We start from the raw sequence: 14625 nt of genomic DNA, 5'->3' as shown, positions 1-14625 counted from the left end.
CGTGGATCATGCCTGCGGCTCCTGCAGCGACCCGTCGCGCAACGCACGCTGCTCGCGGCGGCGGGCAAGCCACTCGGAGAAGCGCTCCATGTACAGGTAGATCACCGGCGTGGTGTACAGCGTGACCAGCTGCGACAGCAGCAGGCCGCCGACGATGGCGATGCCCAGCGGGCGGCGCAGCTCCGAGCCGATCCCGGTGCCCAGGGCCAGCGGCAGCGCGCCCAGCATGGCCGCGGCGGTGGTCATCATGATCGGGCGGAAGCGCAGCAGGCAGGCACGGCGGATTGCTTCGTGCGCGTTGGCACCGGCGCGGCGGGCCTCGATCGCGAAGTCCACCATCATGATGCCGTTCTTCTTGACGATGCCGATCAGCAGCACGATGCCGACGATGCCATCCACCGACAGGCTCAGGCCGCACAGCATCAGCGCCAGCAGCGCGCCGACACCGGCCGGCGGCAGCGTGGAGATGATCGTGATCGGGTGGATGTAGCTCTCGTACAGCACGCCCAGCACGATGTAGATCACCACCAGCGAGGCCAGCAGCAGCCACACCACGTCCGTCTGGCTGCCAGTGAACTCGGCGGCCTTGCCGATGAACTCGGCATGCAGGTGGGTGGGCATGTCCAGGCTGTCCTTGGTCTCCTGGATTGCACGCACCGCTTCGGACAGCGAATAGCCCGGCGCCACGTTGAACGAGACCGTCACCGCCGGCAGCTGCTGCTGGTGGCTGACCACCAGTGGCGCGCTGCTCACCTTGCCTTCGGCCAGCGCCGACAGCGGGATGATGTTGCCTGCGCCGACGGTGATGCCGGTGTTCTGCGCGCCGATGCCGGTGGCGGTCGACGAGTTCGACGAGGTGACCTGGCCGAAGCTGGTGGCATTGGTGCCGGTCAGCGCGCCGGCGCCATTGGAGGCCACCGCCAGCTGCTCCATCAACGCGGTGCTGGTGCGGAACTCCGGCGCCACTTCCAGCACCACGCGATACTGGTTGAGCTCGGTGAAGATGGTGGAGATCTGGCGCTGGCCGAACGCATCGTAGAGCGTGTCGTCGATGGTCTGCATCGGCACGCCCAGGACACTGGCCTTGTCGCGGTCGATGTTCAGCTCCAGGGCGCGGCCCTGGTTGGACAGGTTGTTGTCGACGTCAGCCAGTTCCGGGCGCTTGCGCAGCGCTTCGGTCAGGCGCGTGGCCTGGGTCGCCACCGTTGCCGAATCGACGTCCGACAGCGAGTACTGGTACTCGGTAGCGGCCACGCGGGTATCCAGGGTCACGTCCTGCACCGGCTTCAGGTACAGCGCCACGCCGGGAATGCCGGCCACCGCCTTCTGCAGGCGCGGCAGGATCTGCTCCAGGCCATCGCGCTGGCTGCGCTCCTTCAGCACGATCGACAGCTGGCCCTGGTTGAGCGTGGGGTTCATGCTGCCGGCACCAATGAACGCCGACACGCCGGTCACATCCGGATCGTGCCGCAGTGCTTCGGCGACCTGCCGGGTGCGCTGTTCCATCTGCGGGAAGGCGATGTTCTGGTCGGCCTGCACCACGCCGGTGATCAGGCCGGTGTCCTGTTCGGGCAGCAGGCCCTTGGGAATCAGCACATACAGCAGCACGGTCAGCACCAGTGCACCACCGGCCACGGCCAGGGTCAGGCGCTGGTGGCCCAGCACCCAGTCCAGGCTGTGCTCGTACAGGCCGACGGTGCGCGTCCACAGGTTCTGCTTGCCGGCCGCTGCCGCGCGCTCATGCGCGTCTTCGCCCTCGGGCAGGGCGTCGGGCTTGAGCAGGTAGGCACACATCATCGGGGTGAGCGTCAGCGAGATCAGCATCGACAGCACCACCGCGATGCTCAGCACCCACGCGAACTCGTGGAACAGGCGTCCGGTGACGCCGGGCATCAGCAGCAGCGGCAGGAACACCGCCACCAGCGAGACGGTCAGCGACAGCACGGTGAAGCCGATCTGGCGCGCGCCGATCTCGGCCGCTTCCTTGCCACTCTTGCCCTGCTCGATGTAGCGCACGATGTTCTCGATCATCACGATCGCATCGTCGACCACGAAGCCGGTGGCCACCACCAGCGCCATCAGCGAGAGGTTGTCCAGCGACATGCCGGCGAACGCCATCACCGCGAAGGTGCCGGCCAGCGACAACGGCACTGCCACCGACGGGATGATCGTGGCCCACAACCGGCGCAGGAACACGAAGATCACCGCCACCACCAGGCCGATGGTGAGGATCAGGGTGAACTGCACTTCATGCACCGAGGCGCGGATGGTCTCGGTACGGTCGTTGAAGATCTCCAGGTGCACGTCGGCCGGCAGCACGCCCTGCAGCTGCGGCAGGATCGCGCGGATGCGCTCGACGGTCTGCACGATGTTGGCACCAGGCTGGCGCCGGACTTCCAGCAGCACCGCCGGCTTTCCATCGGCCCAGGCGGCCAGCTGGTCGTTCTCCACGCCATCGATCACCTCGGCCACGTCCGACAGCCGCACCGGGCGGCCGTTCTTGTAGCTGATGATCGTGTCGCGGTACTCGGCGGCGCTGGCCAGCTGGTCGTTGGTGCCGATGCTGTAGGACTGCGTCTTGCCGTTCAACGAGCCCTTGGGCGCATTGACGTTGGCCTGGGTCAGTGCGCTGCGCAGCTGCTCCAGGGTCAGGCCCATGTTCGACAGCTGCGCCGGATTGACCTGGATGCGCACGGCAGGGCGCACGTTGCCGGCGATCGACACCAGTCCCACGCCCTGCACCTGCGACAGGCGCTGGGCCAGGATCGAGTCGGCGTAATTGTTGACGTCGCGCAGCGGGCGCGTGTCGGAGGTCAGCTTCAGGGTGACGATGGCCGCGTCGGCCGGATTCACCCGGTTGTAGACCGGCTGGTAGGGAAGCGACGAGGGCAGGGTGGCCTGGCGGATCGCCGCCTGCACGTCCTGCGCGGCGATGTCGATGTCGCGGTCCATCGAGAACTGCAGGATGATCGTCGACAACCCGGCCGACGAGTCGGAGGTCATCAGCTCCAACCCGGAAATCTGCCCGAACTGGCGCTCCAGCGGGGTAGTGACCAGCGAAGCCATGGTGGTGGCGTTGGCACCGGGGTACTGGGTGGTGACCACCAGGCTGGGCGCATCGATTTCCGGCAGCGCCGACACCGGCAGCTTGCGGTAACCGAGGATGCCCAGCAGCAACAGGCCCGCCATCAACAGCGAGGTGGCGATCGGGCGGCGGATGAAGATCGTCGAAAAGCCCACGGACTGATCCTTGCTGGCACTTCAATGTCGGCGCCGGCGGGTATGCCGGCGCGAGGGAGATCAGTGGCCTGCGCTCAGCGCGGGCCACCACCGCGACGGCCACCGCCGCCTGCGTTCTTCTGCTCGGCCGCCTTCAGTTCGGCCTCGGTCGGTGCGGCCGGGGTCTCGCCCGGCTTCAGCGCGGTGACCTTGCTGCCCGGCTTCAGGCGGAACTGGCCTTCACTGACCACCCGCTCGCCGCCCTTCAGGCCTTCGGCGATCTGCACCTGGCTGTCGCCCACTTCCACGCCGCTGCGCACCGTCTGCATCTTTACCGTGTTGTCGCCCTGCACGATGTAGACGTACTCGCCATCCGGGCCACGCAGCACCGCCTGGGTGGGGATGACCACACCACCGGCGATCGTGCGCAGCTGCATGCGCACGTTGACGAACTGGCCCGGCCACAGGCCGTTGTCGGTGTTGTCGAAAATCGCACGCGCCTTGAACGTGCCGCTGTCGGCACTGATCAGGTTGTCGACCACGTCGAGCTTGCCGTCGCCGGACAACACATGCGAATCGGCACGGTCCAGCGCGGCCACCGGCACCGTGCCGGCGGCCTGCGCCTGGCGCACGTCGCCGAGCTGGCGCTCGGGCAGGTTGAACAGCACGTGGATCGGATGGATCTGGGTCAGCGTGACCAGCGCGGTGCCGGCGTTGACCACGTTGCCCGCGTCGACCGCGCGGATGCCGGCGATGCCGGAGATCGGTGCGGTGACCTTGGTGTACTGCAGCTGCACCTGCGCCGAACGCATGCTGGCCTCGTTGGCGGCCACGGCGCTTTCGTACTGTGCCACTTGGTTTCGCTGTGTATCCAGATCGGTCTTGGCGACGTACTGGCGATACTCAGGCGCGTTCGAGCGCTGGAAGTTGGAGCGCGCAGTGGCCAGCAGGGCTTCGTTCTGGCGCTTGGCTGCGGCGGCCTGGTCATAGCTGGCCTGGGCCGTGCGCGGATCGATCACCGCCAGCACGTCACCCTGCTTCACTTCCTGGCCTTCGCGGAAATTCAGGCTCATCAGCTGGCCGCCGACCTGCGGGCTGACGGTAACGGTGTTCATCGCAGTCACCGTGCCCAGCGCGCTGGCATACACCGGCACGTCCTGGCGCGTGGCCTCCACCACGGTCACCGGTACTGGACCGGCATTCGGATCCTCGCCGCCCTGGCGCGCCCCCGCAGCTGCACCACCGGCCTTGTCCTTGCCCCCGCCCATGACGCGCAGGCCGACCACGGCCAGCACCAGCACTGCCACGACCAGCAGCACGATCTTCCAAACACGTGACATTACGAGGACTCCGAGAGGGCTGGACCAGGCGGGACGCCGGGGCAATGCGCAAAGCATACCTGTGCCACATCACGTTTCCTGCATGACGGATGGGACGGGCGCTAAGACCGGATCGAGCGCCGGAGGTTCCCGTGGCGGCGGTGTTGCCCTACATTCAGCTGGAACCCTTCTGCTGTGGAGATTGCGATGCGCCGTTCGCTGCTGCTGTCCGCCCTGCTGCTGGCCCTGCCGGCCCTTGCCCACGCCCAGGACGGGCAGCGCCCGGAAGTGACCGCCGCCGCGCAGCGGCTGCAGGCCAAGGTGGTCGAATGGCGCCGCGATTTCCACCAGCATCCGGAGTTGTCCAACCGCGAGGCGCGCACCTCGGCCGAGGTCGCCAAGCGCCTGCGTGCGATGGGCCTGAAGCCGAAGACCGGCATCGCCCACCACGGCGTGGTTGCGATCATCGAGGGCGGCAAGCCGGGGCCGAAGATCGCCCTGCGCGCCGACATGGACGCGCTGCCGGTGACCGAGCAGACCGGCCTGCCGTTCGCCTCCAAGGCCACTGACCAGTACCGCGGGCAGACCGTGGGCGTGATGCATGCCTGTGGCCATGACGCGCACACCGCGACCCTGCTCGGCGTGGCCGAAGCACTGGTGTCGATGAAGAAGGACCTGCCGGGCCAGGTGATGCTGATCTTCCAGCCGGCCGAGGAGGGCGCACCGCCGCCGGAAGAGGGTGGTGCGGCACTCATGCTGAAGGAAGGCCTGTTCGCCGATTTCAAGCCGGAAGCGGTGTTCGGCCTGCATGTGTTCTCCAGCGTGCAGGTGGGTCAGATCGCGGTGCGCGGTGGCCCGTTGATGGCGGCCTCGGACCGGTTCGGGATCAAGGTGATCGGCCGCCAGACGCATGGTTCGGCGCCGTGGAACGGGGTTGATCCGATCGTCGCCACCGCCGACCTGGTGGGCACCGCGCAGACCATCGTCAGCCGCCGCGCCAACCTGTCCAAGCAGCCGGCAGTGCTGACCTTCGGCGCGATCAACGGCGGCATCCGCTACAACATCATTCCCGATGAAGTGGAGATGGTCGGCACCATCCGCACCTTCGACGAAGGCATGCGCCAGCAGATCTTCGCCGACCTGCGCAGCGTGGCCGAGCACACCGCCGCCGCGCATGGTGCCAAGGCGGTGACCGAGATCTACGAAGCCGATGGCAACCCGGCCACGGTGAACAACCCGGCACTGACCGCGAAGATGCTGCCGAGCCTGCAGGCGGTGGTGGGCAAGGACAACGTATACGAGCCACCGCTGCAGATGGGTGCGGAAGATTTCTCGCTGTACGCGAAGGAAGTGCCGGGCATGTTCTTCTTCGTCGGCTCCACCAGCGCGGGCATCGACCCGGCAACGGCGCCGGCCAACCATTCGCCGAAGTTCCTGCTGGATGAGAAGGCGCTGGATGTCGGGTTCCGCGCGCTGCTGCAGGTGAGCCTGGATTACCTGCACGGTGCCGGCACCCCGGCGGAGTGAGGGTTTCCGCAGGGCTTGCAGCCCTGCACCCGCTTGGATCAACGGCAACGTCAACGTCAACAGCGGGCATTCCGTGGGATGGCGGGGTGGGTCCGGTTGAGGGGGACGCCGTAAACCCGTCCCCGGGGGCTTGGCCGCGGCATCCATGCCGCGGACACCCCCTCAACCGGACCCACCCCGCCTTCGACAGTTTCCCGCGGCTGTTGGTGCCCGCTGCTGTTGGTGGGTGCCGACCGTTGGTCGGCACGGCGGACGTCATGAACGTCTGAAGGATCGGATTCTGATTTTGATTTTCCTGATCTTTCCCGTGGTGGATCGGCGACAGAAATGTGTCGGAGGGCCGGGCGGGTGGGATGGGCGGGGTATCCGCGCCATGGATGGCGCGGCTAAGCCCCCAGGGATGGGTTCACGGCGTCCCCGCCCATCCCGCCCGCCTGGCCCACACCCGGAACCCAGGCTTTCGACGACCCACCAACCCCACCACGGAGGGGCTCCGCCGTTGGCCAGCCCGGCCGAAGGCCCGCCGTCCGCGCGATACAATGGCGCCCATGAACACCCCACAGGATTCCAGCCTCGGTCGCGAGGTCAGTTACCCGTCGCAGTACGATCCCGGCCTGCTGTTTCCCATCCCCCGCAGCGGCGCCCGCGCCGAGATCGGCCTCGATGACGCCGCGCTGCCGTTCGTTGGCCACGACCGCTGGCATGCCTTCGAGCTGAGCTGGCTCGACGCGCGTGGCAAGCCGCAGGTCGCCGTCGCCACCGTGCAGGTGCCGTGCACCTCGCCGCGGTTGATCGAATCGAAGTCGTTCAAGCTGTACCTGAACTCCCTCAACAGCACCCGTATCGACAGCGCCGAGGCACTGCGCGCGCGCATCGTGGCGGATCTGTCGGCCTGCGCCGGTGCGCCGGTGGAGGTCGAATTCGGCCTGCCGGGCCTGCGTGAGACGCCGCTCGGCGAATCCATCGATGGGCTGGACCTGGAGATCGACTGCTACGGCCCGCCGCAGGCAGACTTCCTCGCCGCTGATGCCGGCGAGGTGGTGGAGGAAACCCTGGTCTCGGCGCTGCTGAAGTCCAACTGCCCGGTTACCGGCCAGCCGGACTGGGCCACGGTCAGCCTGCGCTACCGCGGGCCGAAGATCGACCGCGCCGGCCTGCTGCGTTACCTGGTCAGCTACCGCGAGCACGCCGAGTTCCACGAGCAGTGTGTTGAACGGATCTTCAGCGAGGTGTCTGCGCGCTGCCAGCCGCAGTGGCTGGAAGTGGAGGCCCGCTACACCCGTCGTGGCGGCCTGGATATCAACCCCTGGCGTGCCAGCCCGGGCATCGCCGCCCCGGCCGCGACCTACCGCGAACTGCGGCAGTAACCGCCATAGGCGGTTGCCCGTTGCGCCGGGCCATGCCCGGCGAGCGCCGGCCAGCGGCCGGCACTACCATGATTCGCAGGTGGTTACGGGTAGAGCCGGCCGCTGGCCGGCAATCGGCCAAGGCCGGATCCCCCTGGCACAGCCGGCCAGCGGCCGGCACTACCGGGCGTCCATTCCCCCGATTGTTCAGCCGCCCCGGGGGGCGGCTTCACATCTGCACCATCCCCATTTAACAACCTCCATGGCACCGTGCGAATCACGTAGTCATGCAGACGGGAGTTGTGGATGAGTACCGAGAAGAAAGCCGATTTCTCCGGCGTCAGTGGCAGTGTCGACAGTACCGCCGAGCAGGTGCCGAAGGCGGACTTCTCCGGCGTCAGCGCTTCGGTGGACAGCACCGCAGACGTTGTCAGCGGCGGCACCTATACCGTGCAGAAGGGTGACTCGCTGTCGAAGATCGCCAAGCAGCATCTGGGCGACGCCAATGCCTGGAAAAAGATCTTCGAAGCCAACCGCGATGTGCTTGATGACCCGGACAAGATCTTCCCGGGCCAGACCCTGAAACTGCCGCCGAAGTAAGCCGGCCATCGAACGCCGTCCGACAATCCCTGGGAGGAACCCCGAATGATCAAGACCACCCCGCTACAGACCGCCCTGATCGCCGCCCTGCTGGGCAGCGTTGCTCTGGTCGGTTGCAAGAAGAAGGAAGAGTCGACCGACAGCAACGCCGCTCCGGCAGCGACCGCCCCGGCCGAACCCGCAGCTCCCGCGCCGATGACCGGCGCACCGCCGCCGATGGCCGAAGCCGCTGCGGTCAACGTCTCGTCGGTCACCGTCGGCAAGACCGCCGCCGCCGACAAGTCGGTTGCGACGACGGCTTTGTTCGCACCGAAGGATGACATCATCGTCTCGGTCAAGACCGACGGCGCTGCCAACAACGTCACCGTTGGCGCCAAGCTGACCTATCAGGACGGCCAGGTAGCCGGCGAACAGAACGCCACCCTGAACACCAGTGGTGCGGAAACCACCAACGTCACGTTCAAGAATGCAAAGGGCTGGCCGGCCGGCAAGTACCGCGCCGAGGTCACCGTCGATGGCAAGGCGGCCGGAACGCCGCAGGAGTTCGAGGTCAAGTAAGTCCTGCCGACTCTCTCCCGGCAGGGCTCACGATGGACGCAGCCGCGAGGCTGCGTCCTTTTTTGTTGGGCGATGGCTGGCTTCATCCACGCATGGCGTGGATCTGCTGATGCTGTGGGGGGCTTCATCCTGGCGCGGATGGATCACAGCGTTGCCGCCGTGCAGTACCGCCGCGTATGGCACAGCTTTGCCCCGCGCGGCTGAAAACGCGACAATGCAGGGGTTTCCCCGCCGCGCGCCCACCCTGACGGCGACGGGGGAAAGCGTGGGGCCCGGCCCCGCGCGCGACACGGTTGCACGTGGCCCGGCGCTGGCGCCGGCCTTCCCCTGAGCACTGCTACAGAGTCCAAGTCCCCCATGTCCAAGATCCTCTACACGCTGACCGACGAAGCACCGTTCCTGGCCACCCAGTCGCTGCTGCCGATCGTCGGCGCCTACACCGCCACCGCAGGCATCGTGGTGGAAACCCGTGACATCTCGCTGTCCGGCCGCATCCTGTCGCTGTTCCCTGAACTGCTCAGCGACGCGCAGAAGGTCAGCGACGACCTGGCCGAGCTGGGCCAGCTGGCGACCACCCCGGACGCCAACATCATCAAGCTGCCGAACATCTCCGCCTCGGTGCCGCAGCTGAAGGCGGCCATCAAGGAACTGCAGGACCAGGGCTATCCGCTGCCGGATTACCCGGAAACCCCGGCCGACGACCAGCAGCGCGACTACAAGGCGCGCTACGACAAGGTCAAGGGCAGTGCGGTGAACCCGGTGCTGCGCGAAGGCAACTCCGACCGCCGTGCACCGCTGTCGGTGAAGAACTACGCGCGCAAGCATCCGCACCGCATGGGCGCCTGGGCGTCGGATTCGAAGTCGCACGTCGCGCACATGGCCGCCGGTGACTTCTACGGCAGCGAGAAGTCGGCCACCCTGGCCAACGCCGGTTCGCTGAAGATCACCTTCCACGGCAAGGACGGCAGCGCCGTGGTGCTGAAGGAAAAGACCGCAGTGAAGGCGGGCGAGATCGTCGATGCCGCCGTCATGAGCCGCAAGGCACTGGCCGCGTTCATCGGCGAGCAGATTGCCGATGCCAAGGCCCAGGGCGTGCTGTTCTCGCTGCACCTGAAGGCGACCATGATGAAGGTCTCCGACCCGATCATGTTCGGCGTGGCGGTGAACGAGTTCTACAAGGACGTACTGACCAAGCACGCCGACGTGCTGAAGCAGGCCGGTTTCGATGCCAACAACGGCATTGGTGACCTGGCTGCGCGCCTGCCGTCGCTGCCTGAAGCCACCCGCGCCGCGATCGAGGCCGACCTGGCCGCCGAGTACGCGCAGCGCCCGGGCGTGGCCATGGTCAATTCGGACAAGGGCATCACCAACCTGCACGTGCCGAGCGACGTGATCGTCGACGCCTCGATGCCGGCGATGATCCGCGACTCGGGCAAGATGTGGAATGCCGAAGGCAAGCTACAGGACACCAAGGCGGTCATTCCGGACCGCTGCTACGCCGGCGTGTACCAGGCCGTCATCGACGACTGCAAGGCGCACGGTGCCTTCGACCCGGCCACCATGGGTTCGGTGCCGAACGTCGGCCTGATGGCGCAGAAGGCCGAGGAGTACGGCTCGCACGACAAGACCTTCCAGATCGCCGCCGATGGCGTGGTCAAGGTCACCGATGATGCCGGCGCCGTGGTGTTCGAGCACGCCGTGGAAGCCGGTGACATCTGGCGCATGTGCCAGACCAAGGACGCGCCGATCCAGGACTGGGTCAAGCTGGCCGTCGAGCGCGCCCGCCTGAGCAGCACCCCGGCCGTGTTCTGGCTGGACGCCGCCCGCGCCCACGACGCGCAGGTCATCGCCAAGGTCGAGCAGTACCTGAAGGACCACGACACCACCGGCCTGGACATCCGCATCCTGCCGCCGGTGGAAGCCACCGCGTTCTCGCTGGACCGCATCCGCAAGGGCGAGGACACCATCTCGGTGACCGGCAACGTGCTGCGTGACTACCTGACCGACCTGTTCCCGATCATGGAACTGGGCACCAGCGCCAAGATGCTGTCGATCGTGCCGCTGATGGCCGGTGGCGGCCTGTTCGAGACCGGTGCCGGTGGTTCGGCCCCGAAGCACGTGCAGCAGTTCGTTGAAGAGGACTACCTGCGTTGGGATTCGCTGGGTGAGTTCCTGGCCTTGGCCGCGTCGCTGGAACACCTGGGCAACCGCTACGACAACGCCGCTGCCCGTGTGCTGGCCAAGGCGCTGGACGAAGCCAACGGCCAGTTCCTGGACAACGACAAGTCGCCATCGCGCAAGCTGGGTGGCATCGACAACCGTGGCAGCCACTTCTACATCGCGCTGTACTGGGCCCAGGCCCTGGCCGCGCAGGACGAGGACGCCGCCCTGAAGGCGCGCTTCGCCCCGCTGGCCAAGACGCTGACCGACAACGAGCAGAAGATCGTCGAAGAGCTGATCGCAGTGCAGGGCAAGGCCGTGGACATCGGCGGCTACTACCGCCCGGACGTGGCCAAGGCCAGCAAGGCGATGCGCCCGAGCGCGACCTTCAACGCCGCGCTGGAACAGCTGCGCGGCTGATCCACTGCCGTTCGGCCGTGACACCGGAACCCGCGCTTCGGCGCGGGTTTCTTTTTATGGCGCTGGGGTCAGATCCCTTTTGCAAGCAAAAGGGATCTGACCCCATTCGACCCGTGTCCAGAACCGTGACATCCGTCGGTCGTCGGAATGCCGTCAACGGGGCATGAAACTTGCCCGCGATGGCGGTCGCAGAATGGATCGGCGCGGTTTCGCAGTCGCCTTGAATCTGAGCAATCGATCACGACGGCCGCCGCTGGCGATGCCCTAGCCTTGGCGACGCGAGGCCACCGGGGAGGTGGCCGCACGGGGAACACGGATGGCACGCGTGCTGGTAGTGGGAACCGATATCCAGGGCGAGCAGGCCCTGCTGCAACGGCTGCGCCTGGCCTCGGCGCTGCCGGATGGCCAGGTCCGCCGCAGCCAGGATCTGGACGATTGTGATCTGCTGGTCATCCGCGATACCCCGGCGCTGCGCAACGCCGCCCAGCGCATGCGACAGCAACGTCCGCGCCTGCAGTGCTGGATCGAGGACATCGGCGGCCAGCTGCGTGATGGCGACGGGCATCAGGACGTGCTTGATGACGGTGCCATCGGTCGCGCGTTGCGTCGCATGCAGTTGGCACCGGAGCCCCTGGTCATGCAGACACCTGCGCCGATCCGCCTGGCAGATGGCGCGCACGCCATCACCCGTCTGCTGCGCGAGCGGCTGCCGCTGCGACAGGGCCAGGCACTGCTGGGTGATGCAGGCGAGCCTCTGCTGCTGATGGATCTGGAGCACGATCAGGCCGTGCTGTTGCAGGAGCCGGCTGCGGCGCTGGTGGAGCGGCTGGCCGATGCCTTTGAGCGCCTGCAGCTGGACGCGCTGACACCGGCGCGCCTGCAGGCCCTGGCCGGCGAGCGGCCACGCCAGCCGCTGCGGCCACTGCTGTGGCAATGGGCGCAACGCAGCCGCCATTGGCAGGCGCTGGACGAGCGCCTGCGCGGCGCCTCGGTGAAGCTGCTGCGCTGGCCGGACTTCCGCGTACTGGGCCATGACCACGATGGCTTCCGCCTGTGCTCGCTGCTGCTCAAGCGTGCGTGTACGGTTGAGGAATGCACGATGCTGCTCGAACTGCCGGCGGCGGCCGTTCGCGATTTCATCCATGCCGCCTATCTGTGTGGCTACGCGCAGCTGCAGGCCGCCCCGGCGACGCTGATGATGGCGGCAGGTGGCACCCGCACCGACAACGGACTGCTCGCCCGCCTGTGGCGGCACCTGCGCGGGAGCGAGCGCAATGCGTGAGCACAAGGTGGTCGTGCTGGGCGGCATGGGCAGCGGCAAGTCGACGCTGGTACGCAGCATCGCGGCTGGCGCGGTGGTCGACACGGATGTGGCCAACACTGATCGCCTCGGCGCCGACAAGGCCTCCACCACCGTGGCGCTGGACTATGCAGACATCGACCTGCCCAACGGCGAACGCCTGCGTCTCTACGGCACACCCGGCCAGCAGCGTTTCGATTTCCTGTGGCCGATCCTGCTGCAGGGCGCGCGTGGCGCGGTGCTGCTGCTGGATGCGCGCCGCGCCGGCCTGGCCAGCGAGCTGGAAGGCTATCTGCAGGTGCTGCAGCCGTTCGCATCATCCTTGGCACTGGTCGTGGCGGTCACCCACCTGGACCAGGCACCGCAGGCCGCACTGGATGACTGGGCCATCCGTGCCTGCCTTGACGACCAGCCGCTGCCGCTGCTGGCCGTGGATGCCCGTGACCGAGGACAGGGACTGCTGCTGATGGATGTACTGATGAGCGAAATGGAAGCGCACGCACTGGTGGCTGCACATGGCTGACGGGCAGCTGGCGGTACTGCCCGACGCCGGTCAGCGTGAGCGCCTGCAGCCCCTGCTGCAGGACCTGCAGCAGCGGGTCGAAGGCGTGCGCACGGTCGTGCTGGCCAGCGTCGATGGCTTTGCCCTGGTCAGCGCCGGCGCCGAAGGGCGCGGCGAACGGCTGGCGGCGATGACCAGCGCGATGCTGGCGCTGGCTGCGGCGGTCGGGCGCGAACTGGTGCTGGGCGATCTGCAGACACTGATGCTGGAAGCGGCGGGCGGAAAGGTGCTGATGCTGGCGATCCAGGCCGAAGGGCGCGCACCGTTGCTGCTGATGGCGGCCTGCGACCAGCGCAGCGTGATCGGCCAGGTGCTGTGGCAGAGCAGGGAATGTGGCCAGGCGATCCTGGCCGAACTCGGCGGATCGTGAGCCCGGCCGCAGGGGAACAAGGGGCTCGGACCAACATCGACAAGGGGTGCGACGTGGCTGGATTGAATGATTCGTTGAACGCACTGATGGGCATCGACGGCGCGCAGGCAGTGGCGCTGGTCGATTACGAAAGTGGCATGCTGCTGGGCGAAGCCGGTGCCGGCATGGACATGGAAGTGGCCGCCGCCGGCAATACCGAAGTGATCCGCGCGAAGATGAAGACCGCCGCATCGCTGAACCTCAACGACAGCATCGAGGACATCCTGATCTCGCTGGGCAAGGCGTACCACATCATGCGCCCGGTGGCGAAGAAGAAGGGCCTGTTCTTCTACATCGTGCTGGACCGTACCAAGTCCAACCTGGCATTGGCCCGGCGCAAGGTGCAGGACGTGGAGGCCGAACTGGCGATCTGAGCGGCCGCCTCCGTAGCGCCGGACCATGCTCGGCTGCTTCCAGCCGAAGCAGCCGAGCACGTTCGGCGCTGCCTTCAGGCTGCTGGAAGCAGCAGTGCAGAGACGAACGAGAGAGCCTTGCTGTCGCGTGCGGCGAAGTATCTGGGCGCATGATCTGGCAGCCACACTTCGTTGAAGTGGCGGCGGAAGTCCTCGTAGAACTCGTTGGGATACAGCTTGGCCTGCACCGTGCGGCCGTCCGGGTAGGCGTGGTCATACGTGGGCAGCGCATCGGTGTCGACGCCGCGATGATCCCTCAGCCATTTGCAGAACAGTCGGCCTTCGGAGATGTCCGGCACCAGCGCCTGCGGGAGCGTATAGCCCGCCTGCTCCAGCGGTGCGATCAGGTTCAACGTCAGCTCGTTGAGCATCGAGAAATGGGTGTACGGCACCTTGGCACGGTTCTGCATGTAGCGGTCGATGTGCACGGGCAGCAACGCATTGGCGCGACCCTGCTGCCATTCCACCACCCACTGCGAGACCTTCACTGCGAACCTGCGCGACAGCCACTGGCCGAGGTGGATGGCGAGGTAGGGGTGGATCCAGGTGCCCTGCATGGCCGGGTTCCCACCGGATACCACGTGGATCAGCTCATTCTCGGACAGCTTCGTCTGCGCCATGAGCTCCTGCAGGAACTCCTCCGTCGATTTCAGTGCCCGGTAGTCGGACCAGCGCTTGCCGACGGACTGGCACAGGGCGGTCGCGCTGATGTAGCCGTCGCGGGCGCGCTGCGGGATGACGTTGCCTTCCTCCACGCGCGGAATAAAGGTCATTTGCTGCATGCGTCACCTC

12 protein-coding genes are annotated in these 14625 nt (G+C 67.0%); 9 read left to right on the top strand and 3 right to left on the bottom strand.

From position 1 onward, the window contains the following. Positions 1-6 precede the first annotated feature (6 nt). On the bottom strand, positions 7-3240 hold the full coding sequence (locus AC5P6H_RS03035; RefSeq protein WP_049440059.1) for an efflux RND transporter permease subunit: 3234 nt from the start codon (positions 3238-3240) through the stop codon (positions 7-9). Positions 3241-3314: 74 nt separating this feature from the next. After that, positions 3315-4559 carry an efflux RND transporter periplasmic adaptor subunit gene (locus AC5P6H_RS03030; RefSeq protein ID WP_014648647.1) on the bottom strand — a complete coding sequence of 415 codons (1245 nt, stop codon included), beginning with the start codon at positions 4557-4559 and terminating at the stop codon, positions 3315-3317. A 186-nt stretch (positions 4560-4745) separates the two neighbouring features. Here AC5P6H_RS03030 and AC5P6H_RS03025 point away from each other — a divergent pair, with 186 nt between their 5' ends. The 9 genes from AC5P6H_RS03025 to AC5P6H_RS02985 all read left to right on the top strand — a co-directional run bounded on the left by AC5P6H_RS03025 (position 4746) and on the right by AC5P6H_RS02985 (position 13794). Then, positions 4746-6065 (top strand): M20 family metallopeptidase, encoded by a 1320-nt coding sequence (locus AC5P6H_RS03025; protein WP_197604946.1) that lies wholly within the window; start codon positions 4746-4748, stop codon positions 6063-6065. Positions 6066-6613: 548 nt separating this feature from the next. Then, on the top strand, positions 6614-7432 hold the full coding sequence (gene queF, locus AC5P6H_RS03020; RefSeq protein WP_049439336.1) for an NADPH-dependent 7-cyano-7-deazaguanine reductase QueF: 819 nt from the start codon (positions 6614-6616) through the stop codon (positions 7430-7432). 285 nt (positions 7433-7717) lie between these two features. After that, complete coding sequence (locus tag AC5P6H_RS03015) at positions 7718-8011, top strand: LysM peptidoglycan-binding domain-containing protein (RefSeq protein ID WP_005419771.1); 294 nt, start codon at positions 7718-7720, stop codon at positions 8009-8011. Between the two features lie 45 nt (positions 8012-8056). Beyond that, positions 8057-8569 carry a hypothetical protein gene (locus AC5P6H_RS03010; protein WP_014648644.1) on the top strand — a complete coding sequence of 171 codons (513 nt, stop codon included), beginning with the start codon at positions 8057-8059 and terminating at the stop codon, positions 8567-8569. 357 nt (positions 8570-8926) lie between these two features. Continuing rightward, a complete protein-coding gene (locus AC5P6H_RS03005) occupies positions 8927-11149 on the top strand; it encodes an NADP-dependent isocitrate dehydrogenase (protein WP_046432822.1) in 2223 nt (740 codons plus the stop codon). Positions 11150-11465: 316 nt separating this feature from the next. Next, entirely contained in the window at positions 11466-12431 is a 966-nt protein-coding gene (locus tag AC5P6H_RS03000) for a hypothetical protein (protein ID WP_014648642.1), read from the top strand. Beyond that, complete coding sequence (locus AC5P6H_RS02995) at positions 12424-12972, top strand: GTP-binding protein (RefSeq protein ID WP_197604940.1); 549 nt, start codon at positions 12424-12426, stop codon at positions 12970-12972. Before AC5P6H_RS03000 ends, AC5P6H_RS02995 begins: the two co-directional genes overlap by 8 nt. Beyond that, positions 12965-13381 carry a roadblock/LC7 domain-containing protein gene (locus AC5P6H_RS02990; RefSeq protein WP_014648640.1) on the top strand — a complete coding sequence of 139 codons (417 nt, stop codon included), beginning with the start codon at positions 12965-12967 and terminating at the stop codon, positions 13379-13381. Before AC5P6H_RS02995 ends, AC5P6H_RS02990 begins: the two co-directional genes overlap by 8 nt. Positions 13382-13434: 53 nt before the next feature. Then, positions 13435-13794 carry a hypothetical protein gene (locus AC5P6H_RS02985; protein ID WP_014648639.1) on the top strand — a complete coding sequence of 120 codons (360 nt, stop codon included), beginning with the start codon at positions 13435-13437 and terminating at the stop codon, positions 13792-13794. Between the two features lie 74 nt (positions 13795-13868). On the opposite strand, the gene AC5P6H_RS02980 is transcribed toward AC5P6H_RS02985, so the two are convergent. Beyond that, positions 13869-14615 carry a KilA-N domain-containing protein gene (locus AC5P6H_RS02980; protein WP_014648638.1) on the bottom strand — a complete coding sequence of 249 codons (747 nt, stop codon included), beginning with the start codon at positions 14613-14615 and terminating at the stop codon, positions 13869-13871. Between the last annotated feature and the right edge of the window lie 10 nt (positions 14616-14625).

Source organism: Stenotrophomonas sp. YJH_SMC_110, from assembly GCF_059369255.1.
Note: the sequence above shows the minus strand (reverse complement) of the source record. Positions and strands in the feature narration are given on the sequence as shown.

What these genes read in the sequence shown, in the direction of transcription:
- AC5P6H_RS02980 (WP_014648638.1), bottom strand. Translation starts at nt 14,615, where the DNA reads ATGCAGCAAATGACCTTTATTCCGCGCGTGGAGGAAGGCAACGTCATC.
- AC5P6H_RS03015 (WP_005419771.1), top strand. Translation starts at nt 7,718, where the DNA reads ATGAGTACCGAGAAGAAAGCCGATTTCTCCGGCGTCAGTGGCAGTGTC.
- AC5P6H_RS02990 (WP_014648640.1), top strand. Translation starts at nt 12,965, where the DNA reads ATGGCTGACGGGCAGCTGGCGGTACTGCCCGACGCCGGTCAGCGTGAG.
- AC5P6H_RS03005 (WP_046432822.1), top strand. Translation starts at nt 8,927, where the DNA reads ATGTCCAAGATCCTCTACACGCTGACCGACGAAGCACCGTTCCTGGCC.
- queF (WP_049439336.1), top strand. Translation starts at nt 6,614, where the DNA reads ATGAACACCCCACAGGATTCCAGCCTCGGTCGCGAGGTCAGTTACCCG.
- AC5P6H_RS03000 (WP_014648642.1), top strand. Translation starts at nt 11,466, where the DNA reads ATGGCACGCGTGCTGGTAGTGGGAACCGATATCCAGGGCGAGCAGGCC.
- AC5P6H_RS03030 (WP_014648647.1), bottom strand. Translation starts at nt 4,559, where the DNA reads ATGTCACGTGTTTGGAAGATCGTGCTGCTGGTCGTGGCAGTGCTGGTG.
- AC5P6H_RS03025 (WP_197604946.1), top strand. Translation starts at nt 4,746, where the DNA reads ATGCGCCGTTCGCTGCTGCTGTCCGCCCTGCTGCTGGCCCTGCCGGCC.
- AC5P6H_RS02995 (WP_197604940.1), top strand. Translation starts at nt 12,424, where the DNA reads ATGCGTGAGCACAAGGTGGTCGTGCTGGGCGGCATGGGCAGCGGCAAG.
- AC5P6H_RS03010 (WP_014648644.1), top strand. Translation starts at nt 8,057, where the DNA reads ATGATCAAGACCACCCCGCTACAGACCGCCCTGATCGCCGCCCTGCTG.